This window comes from Photobacterium satsumensis, from assembly GCF_050336935.1.
Lineage (GTDB): Bacteria > Pseudomonadota > Gammaproteobacteria > Enterobacterales > Vibrionaceae > Photobacterium > Photobacterium satsumensis.
The window spans coordinates 381,420-397,066 of the sequence record NZ_JAKJSK010000008.1; the positions used below are offsets into that span (position 1 = coordinate 381,420).

Consider the following 15,647-nt stretch of genomic DNA (forward strand, 5'->3'; position numbering starts at 1 on the left):
GGTAAGTGATGGAGTGTCGACTAGGCTGTGGAGCATGCTGTATTGCACCGAGTATTTCTTCGCCGATCCCCGGCATGCCAAAAGGCAAACCCGCTGGCGTTCGCTGCATCCAGCTCAATGACAACAATTTGTGTAAGATATTCGGCAAGCCTGAACGTCCTGCCGTCTGTCATCATTTTAAAGCCTGCCCGTCACTGTGCGGAAGTAGCAACAAGCAGGCATTAGAAAACATTACTGAATTGGAATGTATGACTTAAATTGCAACCTTGCCGGTTAAGATACGCAAAACAGACTTGGCGTGCTCAACAGCCTGATGGCCTGAATGAGTAAGATAACCGCCATCTTCCTGCGTCACCAACCCTTTCGCATACAAGCGCTGTGCAGCCTGTACCATCTCAGGCACGGCATCACTACGTACTTTTATCCCCTCCAAATCACTGTGCATTGGGAATTTCACTAGCAAGTTCATCTCGTGAACTAAATCGGCATTGTACGGCATGCTTTTCTCTCTTACTGAATTAACCTAACAATAATACTAGCGGCTTGGCAGAATAATTGTAGGTGTTGAGATCAATTCAGTGGCATCGTGAAAGCGAGCAAGATCATATTTTTGCTATAAAAAAACCGCCCTTATGGGCGGTTTATTCAATCTTGCGCTTAACCGTTATGCTTGAATACCAACAATTAACCAAGGTGCATTTGGTGCACGCAGGTCGCGCTCAAGGTGCCAGATATCAGTAATATCTTCTTCAACACCTTCCTGACCGTCTTTGTAGCGGCCAGAGAATTTAATACTCAGCTGCGCGATATTCGCATCGTAGTCAGCACGAACCAACTCGGCATCAACGTACATCACTTCGGTATGCTGTTCGCCGTCTAGCTTGGCGCGTTCTGCAATCAGGTCATCAAGCAATGCCGGGCTGACATACTCGCGGATCTTACCTAGCTCGTTATGATTCCACGCGCCTTGGATAGTGCGGTAGTGCTCGCGAGAGCCGTTTAGGAACGCATTCATATTAAAGCCCGGAGGCAGATTGAATGGTACTTCGCTATCGGTTGATACGTACTCTTCCTGTGCCATGCCAGCTTGACCACCCTGGTTCGCCTGCTGGCGGAACTGGTTCGGTTGCTGCGGCTGACGCTGGGAGTTACCGGCATACGCTTCGCGGTGACCCATAGGGGTCGATTTTGCGCTGCGCATGGTTTTGAATAATTTGAAGATAACAAAGGCAATCAAGCCCATGATCAAAATATCCATAAACTGGATACCTTCAAACGCACCGCCAAAGAAGGCTGCAAGCAATCCACCCGCCAATAGTCCGCCCATCAGGCCGCCCATTAATCCCTTCTTGCTTGATTTTGCTGCCTGATTAGCACCTGGTTGTTGCTGCTGTCTCAGGGTGTCCGTTTGTTGCGGTTGCTGCTTTTTCACTGGCGCAGTTTTAAAGCTTTTGCCAAATGATTTACCGCCACCAAATTTCTTTGCCTCAACCTGCGGAGCGACAAACGCGACCGTTATTATCAGAGCAAATATTGTGAAGATGCGTTTCATTTGAGTGAATTACCTTTGCCTCATATTGGAGAATGCATCGTAAACCGCTTCAACTGAATGTCAACCAAACCACACAAGCAAATTGTTACTAATATTTAGTGTCGATGAAATTCTTCTGTGTCATGCTAGACTGGATTAGAATTTAACCTCAATAACATCAAAGTGTTAATAATATTTATCTAGACGGGTTCATATATGCAAGACACTCATAGCAAACTGATCGGATATCTATTGTGGATTTTCGGTTTTACTGGTGCCCACCGCTTTTACTACGGCAAACCGGTCACCGGCACTATTTGGTTTTTCACGCTGGGACTGTGCGGCATCGGGTGGTTAATCGACCTGTTCCTGATCCCTTCGATGGACAGGGAAGCTGAGATGCGCTTCCAAGGCGGAGAGATCGATTATACCGTTACATGGCTACTGCTGACATTCCTTGGGGTGTTTGGCGTGCATCGAATGTACATGGGGAAATGGCTCACCGGTATCTTGTACCTGTGTACCTTCGGCTTTTTCCTGATCGGTATCTTGGTTGACTTCTGGACTCTCAACGATCAAGTCTCGATTCAAAACCAAGAGCGACGCCGCGCCTAACTACGCTTTTGGGGCTTTGTGCGCTTTGAAAGTAGTCAATCATGTTGCCAGCACGCAAAAAAGTGCTGGCATTTGCCATGACTGGCCTCACAACTCACCAAGTAATTGTTAGAAAAGATTATCGATAAAGATAAGATACTTGACCTATTCTTGTGGTTAACACTAGAATATCGAACAATGTTCTAATTATTTTTTGCCTTTCTGCAAAAAAACTTATTTTGCATCATACCCACTTGAGTTGGGCATATTACAATTAAGCAAAATAATACTTATTCGATTAAGAGTAACTTCGATGGCAAGACGAAACGACCATACTCGCGAAGAGTTGGTAAGTATGACACTGGAGCAAGTCAAAAACTTTCTCGCTGAACACCCTCACCATGAACTTAGCCTGCGCAAAGTCGCCGCAATGATTGGTTATGTACCAAGTACTTTGGTTAACGTGTTCGGTAACTACAACCTGCTACTGCTGCACGCTGTTGCTCAGACTCTTGATGAGTTGTTCGCAGAAGCAGAAGCTGAAATGAAAGAAGCCTCATCAGCGGAAGATGCCCTAAAGCGCCTTGCCTTTTGTTACCTTGACTTTGCCTCGCGAAATCCATACCGCTGGCAGTTGATTTTCCAACACACCATGAACGGTGAAGAACTGCCTGAGTGGCAGTCGGAACGTATCAACAACATGACAGGTATGCTGGAAACCTTGATCCAACAAATCAACCCTCAGCTCAGCAGCGATGAAACCCTTGAGGCAAGCCGTGTGATCTGGTCTGGCGTTCATGGGATCACCTTGCTATCGGTGGATGACAAGCTGTTCACCTCAGTTCCTGTCGATGGCAAAGCATTGATTAATAACCTGCTAAGCACTTACCTTAATGCTTGGAAAGGTTAATTAACAACGCTTAATTATGCTATATCTGGCCTTGTTAGAGGCCAGATATCTATACTCTCATGTCAACAAGTGATAACGTCATTTTTCAACCCGCAATACCTGCGGTGATTACTTTCGATGATCAATTCGAACTCAGGCTAAAGTATTCATGTCAGATCAGTCTCGACTCCTAACCCAGCGGCGTTTCCTGCCCTACTTTCTTACGCAGGCCTTCGGGGCCTTCAACGACAATATCTACAAAAATGTCTTGCTTATCCTGATCGCATTTGCGGCACCTGGCACCTTGCCTGTAGACAGCGATCTGATCATCAACCTGGCTGCGGGCTTATTCATTTTGCCTTTTTTCCTGTTCTCCGCGACCGCTGGTGTGATCACCGATAAATACGACAAGGCCACCATCATGCGGGTGGTCAAAATGGCTGAAATTATCATCATGTCGCTGGCAGCCTTTGCCTTTATCAGCGAAAACTACCTGATGCTGCTGATCTTACTGTTCCTGATGGGCACCCAGTCAGCCTTTTTCGGCCCTGCCAAATATGCTCTGCTACCCGAGCAACTGAAAAAAGAAGAGCTGGTCTCTGGCAATGCCTTGGTTGAAACCGGCACTTTCCTCGCTATCCTTATCGGTACCTTACTGGCTGGCGTCATTGCCAATTCAGAGCAGGCAACGTTTATAGCGGCAATCAGCGTCGTCAGTTTTGCGGTTATTGGTTATTTGTGTTCGCAAGGGATCCCCAAAACTAAACCGAGCAACCCTGATCTGAAATTCAAGTGGCAACCGGTACGGCAAACCCGCAAGACACTGGCTATTGCCCGCAAAGATAAAACCGTTTTCCAATGTATTATGGGGATCAGCTGGTTCTGGTTCCTCGGTGCCAGCTACCTAACGCAATTTCCCAATTTTGCCAAACTACACTTGGGGGGGAATGCCGCCTCGGTCTCTTTCCTGCTGACGCTGTTTTCAATTGGCATCGCTATCGGATCACTGTTATGCGACCGTATGTCGGGCCACCGCATCGAGCCGGGGATCGTACCGCTGGGCAGCATGGGGATCACCCTCTTTGGTGCCGGGCTGATGTTCAGTACACCCAGTTCGCTGCCGGAAACTCAGTCCATCATCGCTTTTGTTACTGATCCACAGCTGTTGAGTGTTTTTGTTTGCCTGACCATGCTTGGGGTATCAGGCGGGATCTTCATTGTGCCGCTGTATGCCATGATGCAGCACCGGGCAAAAGAAAAGGAACGCGCTCAGGTTATTGCAGCCAATAACATCTGGAACGCCATTTTCATGGTTTTCAGTGCAATCAGCGGTATTGTGGTGCTATCGGTATTGGAATTCACCATACCGCAGTTCTTCTTGATCCTCTCAGTGCTGAACCTTATCGTCGTGGCCTACATTTATATTCAGGCACCCGACTTCTTCTGGCGCTTTATGGTCTGGCTAGTCAGTCACACCATGTACCGAGTGACCCATAAAAATCTCACCCATATTCCAGAGAAAGGCGGCGCGTTGATTGTTTGCAACCATGTCAGTTACATGGATGCCTTACTGCTAGCCGGCGCTTGTCCGCGCCCTATCCGCTTTTTGATGGATAGGGACATCTATAACTTGCCGATGATCCGAGGCTTCTGCCGTGCCTGTAAAGTGGTGCCTATTGATGCGACGGATAGAAAATCGGTCATGAAAGCCTTTGTCGATGTCAGCAAACGCCTCGAGCGTGGTGAGCTCGTCTGTGTCTTCCCTGAGGGCCAGTTAACCTATGATGGCGAAATGGGGCCATTCATGCGGGGTATCGACCTTATCATCAAGCGCTCGCCAGTTCCGGTAATACCGGTGGCTGTCCAGGGATTGTGGGGAAGTATTTTCAGCCGAGAAGGCGGCCGAGCTTTGTTGAAAATGCCTAAGCGTTTCTGGTCAAAAGTGACGATTGTTGCTGGTGAGCCCATTCAGCCAGAAGAGACTAACAGTGTCCAGCTCAGGGAAGAAGTATTGACTCTGCGTGGGGATAATCGGTAAGGAACCTAGAAATAAGCTAACAGAAAAAGGCCCGAGGTGTTTACCGCGGGCCTTTTTATTTGGAGAGTTAGGGTTGTTCAGCGAGCCATTGTGCTAGTTGCTTGCGGGATATTTTGATGCCACCAGCACTAAGCTGTGAAGGCAGAAGCAGATACTTCACCGGGCGACGAAAGCCTATTACTTGCTGCTTCATATAATCTTCAAGCTCGGACACCAATGCCGCATCAAGCTCTAAAGAGGTTGCCACGATAGCAGCTGGTCGTTGGCCGTACTCCTTGTCATCCACCGGTAGCACAAATGCCTGATGTACGGCAGGATGGGCCAATAGCACCCTCTCAATCTCTTCCGGCTGAATATTCTCGCCGCCGGAAATGAACATATTGTCCTTGCGGCCACGGATAAACAACTCTTCATCATGCCAATCGGCAAGATCTTTAGTGGCAAACCATTCCTGCTCAGAAAAAGGGAAAATCGTCCGGTTGCGGTAATACCCCATTCCCGACGTCTTGCCCTTCACCAGCACTTCGCCATCCTTGAGCATCAACTCACGGTTTGGCAACACCGCACCGACACCCGTACTGTGATCAGCAAGCTTGGTCGTTACCGTCGAGGCCATTTCAGTCATACCATAGCCACACCAGCACTCGATACCCGCTTGTCTGGCACGTTCGGTCAAGCTAACCGGGATCACCGCCCCACCTAGCAATACGCGTTTCAACCTCAGCGCGGATTCGCTGTTATTATCCAGCACCCGCTGGAGCTGGGTCGGAACCAATGAAGCATGAGTAACTCTACCCAACGCTACGTCCAATTCCTGTGATGGCTCAACGGCCAATTGCGCGCCGCGGTATAGCCAACGCCAAACAATCGCCATGCCGGATATATGAAATAGCGGCAGTGACAACAGCCAGCTATCCTCAGCATCAAACGCCATCCATTGCAGTAAACCGGCTGCGCTAGCCAAATGGCTTTGCGCATTATGCACGACGGCTTTTGGCTGACCTGTCGAGCCCGAGGTCATGGTCAAGGTAGCCGCGCGAGACGCTTGCCAGGTCACCGGCACCATTCGTGGCGTTTGCGGTGGCAGCAGCTGTAATCGAGGCAGCCGTGCTTGTTCTAGGGCTTGTTCACAGTCTTGCTCATTGCCATGAATACGGTCAAACGCATCCACTGATTTAGCCGGATACCAAATAAAGTCGCACTCAAGCTGTGTCAGTTGACTGGAAAGCTCTTGCGGGCTCAAGCGAGGATTCAGCCCGACATAGCGCGCCCCGGTTCGCAAGATGGCCAGCAACAGCCAAATCACCGATACCGAATTAGGTGCCACAACCGCCACCAGCTGATCACGTTTCAGACCCTGCTCGACCAAGCCTTGCGCATATTCATCGACTCGCTCGGCCAATTCAGCCCAGCTGAATTGTTGCTCGCCAAATGAGAGAGCGACCGCTGACGGCCGCTCTTTTACCCAATGTTGCCATGGCCATGTGGAAAACGTCACGTCCGCGACGTCTTCCGCATGAACAGTTTGTCTTATTTCGACCATGCCACATCCAGCTCAGCCAAGGTTTTCAGCGGCAACTCACATTGCGGCCATGGCGTTTCCAGCTGGCTAAGGAACAACTGCATGGTATCAAGGCCAGGGATCACATCCGGGGTCTGCCACTCAGCAAAACGGGCTAACTGGTTCAAACCCAGACTGGTTTCCATACTTGAGCTGATCACGGCGGTCAAACCTTGCTCGTGCGCCTGTGTAACCAGTTCAATACAACGCTGAACACTACCGACCAGCGTCGGCTTAATCACAATCGCTACCACACCCGGCTCAGCTTTAACTTCAAAGCCTTCATCGCGCACGGTTTCATCCCAAGCGATATTAATGCCGGTTTCCTGAGCAAAGGCCAAGCTATCGGCTGGTGACTGGCAAGGCTCCTCAAGGAAAGCAATACCACCGCGATTTTCCGGTTTCACGTACTTGGCAAACTGCTGGGCTTTTAGTGGTGTCCACTGGCGGTTGGCATCCAAACGCAGGCGGATACCCGGAATAGAGTCGATAAACATATTAGCGACCATGCCATCGCGCACCGCTTCGTACATGCCGACTTTGATCTTGGCGACTTTCTCGCCCGGCATACCATTCAAAGCAATAACAAGATCATCAGGATCACCTGCACAAAGCGGCGCGACGGTATAGTTACCAACTTGTGGTAGGCCACCTTGAAGCTCAAGCTCTGCCATGCTCAAGCCAAATGCCACAGATGGAAGTGCCTCTTCTAGCTCGAACGCCTTACCCGATACCCATAGTTCCAACAGGGCTTGGGCCTGCTCGCCAGCCTGCTCTGCGCTCTCTTGGCTGAACTCAGGCAATGGCGCAATTTCACCGTAGCCTTTTTTATCGCCGTCCTGCAGCTCGACAATCCAGCCGTCACGGTTAACCAACCGCTGGGTTCGCAGGATCACACCGGAGTCCATAGGAAGCTGATATTGGTATAGTTTCGCGCTACGCATAATAAAATTCCATCTGCCTTATTCTTAAAAGAATGTGCTTAAAGTAAAGTTCTTAAAATAGAGCTCTCAAAATAAAATCGTCTACCGCTCCGGCAAAGGCGTATGGCTGTTCAATATGAACATTATGACCAGCCCCTTCAATCACCTGATAAGACAGATCGGAGCCCGCGGCCAGAAGCGTAAACTTTTGGTCCTTCTCTCCGCAAAGATAATGCACAGGGGTGACTAACCCTGTTAGCTGAGACTGCAGGAGAGGTTGTTTGGCCAACGATGTAGCCAGTAGCATATGTGCTATAGAAGAGCCAAGGTTATCACTGCGCTTGGCGATCAAACCTTGTCTTTGGTCATGATTCAGTGATGAAAATACCGGTTGTTGATACCAATCGGCCAACACCTCGGCAATGGGCTGAGAAGCAAATCGCTGCGCCCACCGCTGATCATTGTCCAGCCTTGAAGCCCGCCCGCTTTGAGGCAAGCCAAAATGCCCACCTTCCAAAATCAAGCCTGCCAGTTTAGCTTTCGGATCATCGGCTTGGTGGCAAGCATGGTACATCGCCAGCCTTGCACCTAACGAATAACCAACCAGAACATAGTGCTTTACCCCACGGGAGACCAAGGTCTCGGTCAACCATTGGCTAGTTTGCTCAAAACCGTCGGCTTGGAGTAACCGGCTATGGCCATGGCCGGGCAGATCGACGGTCAGGCAGGGATACTTTCCGCTCAGTTGGTTAACGACCTGCAACCAATCACGGCCAGACCCCAGCAAACCGTGCAGAAACACCAGTGTCGGTGGGGTCTGCGCGGCTTGGGAGCTAAAGTCCTGATCTTTGGAGTAGGAGGCTTGAGCGTAAAAGGTTTCAGAGTAAAGTCGCATGCTTGATCTCGCTAAACATCGCACGTAGCAAATCGCCACTCTCCCCTGCGGGGGTCTGAACTTCAACGAGCGTTGCACCAGCCGTTGCCAAGCCGTTTTGAATCGCCAGCTTGGCCTCATCCAATGTCGCAGGGCAAACATACTCCAACCCGAACATACCCGCGGCATGACCAAAGCTTAGGCCATGGGGCATCCGGTATAAACTGTCTCTCTGGGCATCCGGCACCGGTAGCAAATCAAAAATCGCCCCGCCATCGTTGTTGGTCACCAATACCACAACCGGTTGCTCTACCTCTTTAAGCAAAGCCAATGAATTGAGGTCATACAGCAACGAGGTATCGCCGAGCACACTGAGCAGCGGCTGCTTACTCGCGCGCTGTACACCTGCGGCAGTGGCGATCAAACCATCGATACCCGAAGCACCGCGGTTGGCATAGGTCGCGGTTTGCGGCATCCGGCCACACATATCCAGCAAGCGGACAATGAGGCTATTGCCCAAAAACAGAGCCGTGTCTTGACCGACCCAATCCATCATATTCGCTGCCAAGCTCACTTCGTTCAGTGCCGTGTACTTATTCCGGATCGCTGTTAGGCAGTGGTTCGAAACGGCTTTAAGGTTATCAGCCCAGCCGCTAGTCGCAGCACCGACAGTATGCTCCGTCAGTAACCTCGAAAAATCAGCAATATTGGCCTGGATACGGGCAGTTGCCATAAAGCTAGGATCAAGCGCTACTGCCAGCGGGTCCACTAACCAATAATGCTGCCAGTGCTTGGCGCTAATAAGCTGCCCCAGTCGCTTGGAGACCAAGCGACCGCCAAACTGAATAATACTGTCCGCTTGCAGCAAATACTGACGGCATTCCTCGTTTTGCAGCCAGGCATCAAACCCCGCCCACTCACTGCTGCCACCGGCTTGGGGATCGGCCAACAGCGGCCAGCCAAGCGCTTGTGCCAGCGCACACACAGCAACAAGTTCATCCGGTGCCACTCGACCTGCAATCACAACCCCTTTTTTGCCTTGCAGCAATTGCCACTGCTCGACATCAAGGACTGCACCATTTCGTTCGGCATCAACATACTGAGTAAAGCGTGAATGGGTGGATTGCCAATGTTGGACGGGTTGGAGGTAGTCGGAAAAATCACACTCCTCACCATATAAAGGCTCAGGGTAGTGGCAATTGAAATGTACCGCACCACCGCGTTGTACCTGCTGGTACATGACTTTATCAACGGTAGATAGCAGCCATGCCGGACTGATGTCTTGGGTAGGCGAAGGAATGTCTTCAAACACGGTGACATGGGTAGAGAAAATACCATGCTGACGGATAGCCTGATTAGCACCACAATCGATCAGCTCAACCGGGCGGTCAGAAGTCAGCAGTACCAGCTTTTCCCCTGTCAGGCCGCTCTCTGCCACGGAGGGCAGCAAGTTGGCAACAGCAGTACCGGATGTCACCACCACCGCCACTGGCTCATTGGTTGCTTTGGCGAGGCCAAGGGCAAGAAAACCCAGCCCGCGTTCATCAAAGTGAGTATGAATAGCCAGTTTGCCATTTTTGGCTGCAGCCAGTGTCAGCGGCGTAGAGCGAGAGCCAGGGGCAATACAGATGTGCTTTACCCCGTGGCGTACTAATTCTTCGAGCATGAGCCCTGCCCACAACTGGTTCAAGGCTGCTCTTATTGAAACCCCATAGCTCATGCCGTCTGACGCTCCCAATCAACCTCATCGCTGGCCAGTAAACTGCAAAGGGTCGACGTTTTACGATCAAGCTCTTTCCACTCACTGTCTGCTGTTGAGCCTGGAACAATACCGGCACCGGCAAACAGGTGTAATTCGTCACCCATGATCAACGCACTGCGGATAGCGACACAAAATTCGCTGCGATGCGCCCCCAGAAAACCGACCGCACCACTGTACCAGCCACGGGCAAAGGGCTCATTCTCGCTGATAAAGTCCAATGCTTTATCCCTTGGCAAACCGGCAATTGCTGCCGTTGGCTGCAGACTATCGAGCAGTTCAGAGTTTTCAACACCATCATTAAGCTGGGCATCGATCCCCCGCTTGAGGTGCTGGACCTTACGTAAGCGAATAAGCTCCGGCGTCTGAGCCACATTCATGCTGGTACAACGAGGGACCAGACGGTCAACGATATCATCAACAACCAAGCGGTTTTCATAACGGTTCTTGTTGTCGTCGAGTAACCATTTTGCCAAGCGGTCATCTTCAGCAATATCGGCACCTCGTCCGATAGTACCTGCCAACGCCTCGGTAAGCAGATCTTGCTCTTGGCGTAGAAACAACCGCTCAGGGGTAGAGCCGACAAAGCAATGCTTGGCATCGAGTGCCATCATGAAATGGAAGCTGTTATGGTTACTGTCACGGCTCGCTTTTAGCAGCTGGGCCGGAGAGACAGGCGTATCAAGGGTCAGGGTCGTTTTACGCGCCAAGACCACTTTCTCGAACACTTTCTGGGAAATTGCATCGAGGGCGTTGCCTATCATCTGTGACCACCCTGCGAAGTCCGGGCTATATGTCCGGCCTAAAATCTTACTGGTGATCTGCGGGACTTCAACCGTATCAAGTGTTAGCTGGGCTATGGCCTCAACCACTTTTTCTCGGCTCTCGGCAGACAGGTTCACCGCAATATTCCAACCGCCGTCCAAACGGAAGATTTCCAAGACAGGCAGGAAAAAGAAAGAAGGCATGCATCGTCTGTTACGCTGGGTGCGGCCGTCAAACGAGCGCCCCCCCCAAATACGCTGATCGTCTGCCAAAATTTTCTCGGCAGCTTTAGGATCGGTAAATGTTTTAATTTGCCCGAGCGCCACTACTTCCTCTCGGCAATCACGAGACTGCCAATAGAACTTAGGAAACAGGGGTTGGGATTCCATCCAATCAATCAGATCGGTATTGGCTGGCAGATCCAGCTTTACCGTGACTCGTTGAGTTGTTGGCGTGGATTGTCGAATTTTTTCAAGTAGTAACTCAACGGCTTTTTGTAACGCGGTCAAGGTAACCTCACTCAGCTCTCAAGCACAAAATTGGCTCATCCCTGGCTGATGGTAAATGGCTAATCAATTAGCATCTTTCGCCCTATATGTGGTCCCCCAGCAAGTCATACAGCTGAAAGCAATAGACCACATACCGAATGTTGGCATTCTACCCCAGAACTCCCATTCTGACTAATAAAGTAATGACTCAACATGAATCTTCACATCTCATCACAATTCACTGCTTCTGCCTCATAATTACCGAGCCGTGTCGATAGCGGACTCACGAGATATTATTTTGCCGTCAATTTCGACCATTCAGGCTTAAATAGCACCATTTTTTGCTGAAATCTCCAGCAATTCCCTGCATTGTAATATTTTATTCTATTCAAAGAGGTAAATACCCCCTGTTTTATCACCCAGCCAGTGGATCCCACCTGACAAGTTAGAATTTAATTATACAAACCACTATTTTACGCTACTTATCCCTACAGGGTGTTTATTTATTAAGGTTTTATAGTGTAATTTGTTGTAATTAACGGCTTGAAACAGGATACCACCACTAATGCAAAACATCGGGATGTCATCAAAACTCAACAATGTCTGTTACGACATTCGAGGTCCCGTTCTGAAGCATGCCAAACGCATGGAAGAGGAAGGGCACAAAATTCTCAAACTTAATATCGGCAACCCTGCGCCGTTCGGTTTTGATGCCCCTGATGAAATTCTGGTGGACGTGATCCGTAATCTGCCGACTTCTCAAGGCTACTGTGATTCCAAGGGCATTTATTCGGCCCGAAAAGCGGTAGTCCAGCATTACCAGAAACGCGGAATGCTTGATCTGGACGTGGAAGATGTCTATATCGGTAACGGTGTTTCCGAGCTGATTGTGATGGCGATGCAAGCGCTTCTCAACAACAATGACGAAATGCTGGTTCCATCGCCGGATTACCCGTTATGGACTGCCGCAGTCTCGCTATCTGGCGGCAAAGCCGTTCATTATACCTGCGACGAGCAATCCGACTGGTATCCAGATCTCGACGATATCCGCAGCAAAATCACCCCGAATACCCGCGGTATTGTACTGATCAACCCAAATAACCCGACAGGCGCGGTTTACAGCCGAGATTTCCTGCTGGAAGTGGTGGAAATAGCCCGCCAGCATAAGTTGATCATTTTTGCCGATGAGATCTATGACAAGATCTTATATGAAGGTGCCCAGCACACCTCGATTGCACCGCTGGCCGAAGATGTCTTTTGTATAACCTTTAACGGTTTATCCAAATCATACCGGGTGTGCGGTTTCCGCGCCGGGTGGATGGTCTTGTCCGGCCCGAAACATTTGGCAAAAAGCTATATCGAAGGACTCGAGATGCTCTCGTCGATGCGCTTGTGTGCCAATGTGCCGATGCAACATGCCATCCAGACTGCACTGGGTGGCTACCAGAGTATCAATGAACTGATCCTGCCGGGTGGACGTTTACTGGAACAACGTGACCGTGCCTATGATTTGCTGACATCGATTCCGGGTGTTTCCTGTGTGAAGCCCAAAGGGGCTTTGTACCTGTTCCCGAAACTGGATCAGAAAAAATTCAACATCACCGATGATCAGCGCTTTGCTTTAGACTTCCTTCAGCAGGAGAAAGTGCTGGTTGTACATGGCACCGGCTTCAACTGGAAGCAACCGGATCATTTCCGCATCGTTACCCTGCCGCGGGTCGACGACTTGGAAATGGCAATGGGGCGCCTGGAGCGCTTCCTGCACAGCTACCGCCAGTAGATAGGCGATAGGCGATAGGCGAATTTACTATGCTGAACTACCACGTCATTTTATCGTTACCTTGAACAATAAAAAACGGGAGCAATATGCTCCCGTTTGATTTTTCATCCAACGCCTTAATCACCCTTGTCGCTTTAACCTCTAGATACTTTGCCTCTATCCCAGAACCTCAGGCTGATATTTGCCACTAATACCTGTTGCCACTAGCCTAGGGCCTCTAACCACTTTTCCCCAGAGCCTCTGGCCGCTCTTGCCCCTAGCCGCAAAATAATTAATCGTTTGCTTCGCGGTAAATTCTGTTACCTTTAAAAGGTATTTGATTTTGTACCCTGTCCTCTCCGCCAAGAAGTATCGCTATGAAACAAAGCCATTTTTTTGCTCATCTTGCCCGAATGAAACTGATCCAGCGCTGGCCGTTGATGCGCTGTGTCGAAACCGAAAACATCTCAGAGCATAGCCTTCAGGTTGCTTTTGTCGCCCACGCCCTTGCTTTGATCAAAAACCGTAAATTCAGCGGCAATACCAATCCTGAGCGTATAGCACTACTGGCGATGTTCCACGACTGCAGTGAAGTGCTGACTGGCGATATGCCCACCCCAATCAAATACTACAACCCGGCGATTGCCGAGGAGTACAAAAAGATAGAGCTCGCAGCCGAGAAGAAGTTACTATCAATGCTGCCTGAAGAGTTCCGTGATGACTACGCCCCGCTACTCGATAGCCATCAGGTAGACAAAGATGACTATGCTATCGTCAAGCAAGCCGATAGCTTGTGTGCCTACCTAAAATGTCTCGAAGAGCTCAATGCGGGCAACCACGAATTTACCTCGGCCAAAAACAACCTTGAGCAGACCCTGCATGCCCGAACGACTCCAGAAATGGAGTATTTCCTGAAGACGTTTGTCGACAGCTTTAATCTAACCCTTGATGAGATCAGCTAATGACAGTTATCTCCCTCTCTTCTGAGTTCAACCAACAGTGGGAAGCACGCAAAAGCAATGAGCAAAAAATGCGGCGCAACGACCATCGCTCGGCTTACCAGCGTGACCGCGCGAGGATCCTTCACTCAGCCGCTTTTCGTCGGCTGCAGGCAAAGACCCAAGTCCACGGTGCCGGGCATCATGACTTCTACCGTACCCGCCTGACCCACTCACTGGAAGCATCACAAATTGGCACCGGCATTGTGGCCCAGTTGAAGATCAAGCAACCAGAATTTCGTGAACTACTACCCTCAAACAGCCTGATGGAAAGCCTTTGCCTTGCTCACGATATCGGCCACCCTCCTTTCGGCCATGGCGGTGAAGTCGCCCTTAACTACATGATGCGAGAGCACGGTGGATTCGAGGGCAATGCCCAGACGTTTAGGATCGTTACCCTACTCGAGCCTTATACCGAGCAGTTCGGTATGAACCTGTCACGGCGAACCTTGCTCGGACTATTGAAATATCCGGCTTTTATTATCCATACCCGCGCGACAGAGATGCCGGCGGATGTCCATCATTTCCGCCACCTCAAGGCCAAGGACTGGTATCCGGCCAAGGGGATTTACAACGATGACAGTATGACCTTTGACTGGGCCTTGGCACCCTTATCCGACCATGACCGCCAGCTCTTTAGCCAAATGCGCTGTGAGCGCGCCAAGCCGAGTGAGCACCTGAAGACCCAATTCAAATCTCTGGACTGCTCTATCATGGAGCTGGCCGATGACATCGCCTACGGCGTCCATGACTTGGAAGATGCGATTGTGATGGGGATAGTCACCCGGGAGCAATGGCAAGAAGCGGTTGCCAGCAAGCTGGCCGATTGCGGCGAACCGTGGTTGGAAGAGCGTATCGGGGTATTGAGTGACCAATTATTTGGCACCCACCACCAGCGCAAAGATGCGATTGGGGCGATGGTCAATGCCCTACTGACCTCGATCCATATCGCCCCAACAATCCAAAATGGCATCGATAGCTTTGAAGCACCGCTATTACAATGGAATGCATTCTTGTCTGAACCGATGGAGCTGGTACTTGAAGTACTCAAACAGTTTGTCAGCCAATATGTGGTCCATAAGCCAGATATCCAGCTATTGGAGTACAAAGGTCAACAATTGGTCATGGAGTTGTTCGAGGCCTTTGCGTCGGATCCCGAACGCCTGTTGCCAGAAAACACCCGTGAGCGGTGGCGCCACAGCAACGAAAAAGGTGAGAATGCCCACCGGATCATCGCCGATTATATTTCGGGTATGACCGATGGCTTTGCCCAGCGGCTCTACAGCACCTTATTCCAGCCGACGACAGCCAGTGGCATTGGCTTTCATGGGGGGGATTGAAAGTAGGTCCTGGGTCCTGGGTCCTGGGTCCTGGGTCCTGGGTCCTGGGTCCTGAAAAAGCGTTTCTACTAGCTAATCGATGTCAAGCTCTTCGCTCTTATTCTTTCGCTCTTCCCGCTTCTCCTAGG

The 15,647-nt window shown here is 50.3% G+C and carries 14 protein-coding genes; 7 read left to right on the plus strand and 7 right to left on the minus strand.

Translation table 11 applies throughout. The features are described from left to right. Positions 1–8: 8 nt before the first annotated feature. Positions 9–257, plus strand: coding sequence for a YkgJ family cysteine cluster protein (locus L4D79_RS17890; RefSeq protein WP_428652922.1), 249 nt, complete (start codon positions 9–11; stop codon positions 255–257). On the opposite strand, the gene L4D79_RS17895 is transcribed toward L4D79_RS17890, so the two are convergent. Together L4D79_RS17895 and L4D79_RS17900 are read right to left on the minus strand one after the other, a co-directional pair. Beyond that, positions 254–499, minus strand: a complete 246-nt coding sequence (locus L4D79_RS17895; RefSeq protein ID WP_428652923.1) for a TIGR02647 family protein — start codon at positions 497–499, stop codon at positions 254–256. The genes L4D79_RS17890 and L4D79_RS17895 overlap by 4 nt on opposite strands. A 165-nt stretch (positions 500–664) precedes the next feature. Next, positions 665–1,552, minus strand: coding sequence for a Tim44 domain-containing protein (locus L4D79_RS17900; RefSeq protein WP_428652924.1), 888 nt, complete (start codon positions 1,550–1,552; stop codon positions 665–667). A gap of 195 nt (positions 1,553–1,747) precedes the next feature. On the opposite strand from L4D79_RS17900, the gene L4D79_RS17905 reads away from it, so the two are divergent. The 3 genes from L4D79_RS17905 to L4D79_RS17915 all read left to right on the plus strand — a co-directional run bounded on the left by L4D79_RS17905 (position 1,748) and on the right by L4D79_RS17915 (position 5,052). Further along, positions 1,748–2,146: an NINE protein gene (locus L4D79_RS17905; protein WP_428652925.1), complete on the plus strand. Its 399-nt coding sequence runs from the start codon at positions 1,748–1,750 to the stop codon at positions 2,144–2,146. 292 nt (positions 2,147–2,438) lie between these two features. Then, positions 2,439–3,035 carry a TetR/AcrR family transcriptional regulator gene (locus L4D79_RS17910; protein WP_428652926.1) on the plus strand — a complete coding sequence of 199 codons (597 nt, stop codon included), beginning with the start codon at positions 2,439–2,441 and terminating at the stop codon, positions 3,033–3,035. A gap of 148 nt (positions 3,036–3,183) precedes the next feature. Then, complete coding sequence (locus tag L4D79_RS17915; RefSeq protein WP_428652927.1) at positions 3,184–5,052, plus strand: MFS transporter; 1,869 nt, start codon at positions 3,184–3,186, stop codon at positions 5,050–5,052. Positions 5,053–5,119: 67 nt separating this feature from the next. On the opposite strand, the gene menE is transcribed toward L4D79_RS17915, so the two are convergent. From menE to L4D79_RS17940, 5 genes are read right to left on the minus strand one after another with little or no spacing between them, the layout of a single operon-like run. Continuing rightward, the gene (gene menE / locus L4D79_RS17920; RefSeq protein WP_428652928.1) at positions 5,120–6,595 is read right to left on the minus strand and encodes an o-succinylbenzoate--CoA ligase; all 1,476 of its coding nucleotides are present in this window, start codon (positions 6,593–6,595) and stop codon (positions 5,120–5,122) included. Further along, entirely contained in the window at positions 6,583–7,557 is a 975-nt protein-coding gene (menC, locus tag L4D79_RS17925) for an o-succinylbenzoate synthase (protein ID WP_428652929.1), read from the minus strand. Before menC ends, menE begins: the two co-directional genes overlap by 13 nt. 52 nt (positions 7,558–7,609) lie before the next feature. Then, positions 7,610–8,431, minus strand: coding sequence for a 2-succinyl-6-hydroxy-2,4-cyclohexadiene-1-carboxylate synthase (menH, locus tag L4D79_RS17930; RefSeq protein WP_428652930.1), 822 nt, complete (start codon positions 8,429–8,431; stop codon positions 7,610–7,612). Then, positions 8,415–10,076, minus strand: a complete 1,662-nt coding sequence (gene menD / locus L4D79_RS17935) for a 2-succinyl-5-enolpyruvyl-6-hydroxy-3-cyclohexene-1-carboxylic-acid synthase (RefSeq protein WP_428652931.1) — start codon at positions 10,074–10,076, stop codon at positions 8,415–8,417. Before menD ends, menH begins: the two co-directional genes overlap by 17 nt. Before the next feature lie 50 nt (positions 10,077–10,126). After that, positions 10,127–11,443: an isochorismate synthase gene (locus L4D79_RS17940; protein WP_428652932.1), complete on the minus strand. Its 1,317-nt coding sequence runs from the start codon at positions 11,441–11,443 to the stop codon at positions 10,127–10,129. 544 nt (positions 11,444–11,987) lie between these two features. Here L4D79_RS17940 and L4D79_RS17945 point away from each other — a divergent pair. From L4D79_RS17945 to L4D79_RS17955, 3 genes are all read left to right on the plus strand, one after another. Then, positions 11,988–13,202 carry a pyridoxal phosphate-dependent aminotransferase gene (locus L4D79_RS17945; protein ID WP_428652933.1) on the plus strand — a complete coding sequence of 405 codons (1,215 nt, stop codon included), beginning with the start codon at positions 11,988–11,990 and terminating at the stop codon, positions 13,200–13,202. A gap of 356 nt (positions 13,203–13,558) precedes the next feature. After that, entirely contained in the window at positions 13,559–14,143 is a 585-nt protein-coding gene (gene yfbR / locus L4D79_RS17950) for a 5'-deoxynucleotidase (RefSeq protein ID WP_428652934.1), read from the plus strand. Then, a complete protein-coding gene (locus L4D79_RS17955) occupies positions 14,143–15,519 on the plus strand; it encodes an anti-phage deoxyguanosine triphosphatase (protein ID WP_428652935.1) in 1,377 nt (458 codons plus the stop codon). The genes yfbR and L4D79_RS17955 overlap by 1 nt, the downstream gene beginning before the upstream one ends. Positions 15,520–15,647: the final 128 nt, after the last annotated feature.

What these genes read in the sequence shown, in the direction of transcription:
- L4D79_RS17890 (WP_428652922.1), top strand. Translation starts at nt 9, where the DNA reads ATGGAGTGTCGACTAGGCTGTGGAGCATGCTGTATTGCACCGAGTATT.
- L4D79_RS17895 (WP_428652923.1), bottom strand. Translation starts at nt 499, where the DNA reads ATGCCGTACAATGCCGATTTAGTTCACGAGATGAACTTGCTAGTGAAA.
- L4D79_RS17900 (WP_428652924.1), bottom strand. Translation starts at nt 1,552, where the DNA reads ATGAAACGCATCTTCACAATATTTGCTCTGATAATAACGGTCGCGTTT.
- L4D79_RS17905 (WP_428652925.1), top strand. Translation starts at nt 1,748, where the DNA reads ATGCAAGACACTCATAGCAAACTGATCGGATATCTATTGTGGATTTTC.
- L4D79_RS17910 (WP_428652926.1), top strand. Translation starts at nt 2,439, where the DNA reads ATGGCAAGACGAAACGACCATACTCGCGAAGAGTTGGTAAGTATGACA.
- L4D79_RS17915 (WP_428652927.1), top strand. Translation starts at nt 3,184, where the DNA reads ATGTCAGATCAGTCTCGACTCCTAACCCAGCGGCGTTTCCTGCCCTAC.
- menE (WP_428652928.1), bottom strand. Translation starts at nt 6,595, where the DNA reads ATGGTCGAAATAAGACAAACTGTTCATGCGGAAGACGTCGCGGACGTG.
- menC (WP_428652929.1), bottom strand. Translation starts at nt 7,557, where the DNA reads ATGCGTAGCGCGAAACTATACCAATATCAGCTTCCTATGGACTCCGGT.
- menH (WP_428652930.1), bottom strand. Translation starts at nt 8,431, where the DNA reads ATGCGACTTTACTCTGAAACCTTTTACGCTCAAGCCTCCTACTCCAAA.
- menD (WP_428652931.1), bottom strand. Translation starts at nt 10,076, where the DNA reads ATGCTCGAAGAATTAGTACGCCACGGGGTAAAGCACATCTGTATTGCC.
- L4D79_RS17945 (WP_428652933.1), top strand. Translation starts at nt 11,988, where the DNA reads ATGCAAAACATCGGGATGTCATCAAAACTCAACAATGTCTGTTACGAC.
- yfbR (WP_428652934.1), top strand. Translation starts at nt 13,559, where the DNA reads ATGAAACAAAGCCATTTTTTTGCTCATCTTGCCCGAATGAAACTGATC.
- L4D79_RS17955 (WP_428652935.1), top strand. Translation starts at nt 14,143, where the DNA reads ATGACAGTTATCTCCCTCTCTTCTGAGTTCAACCAACAGTGGGAAGCA.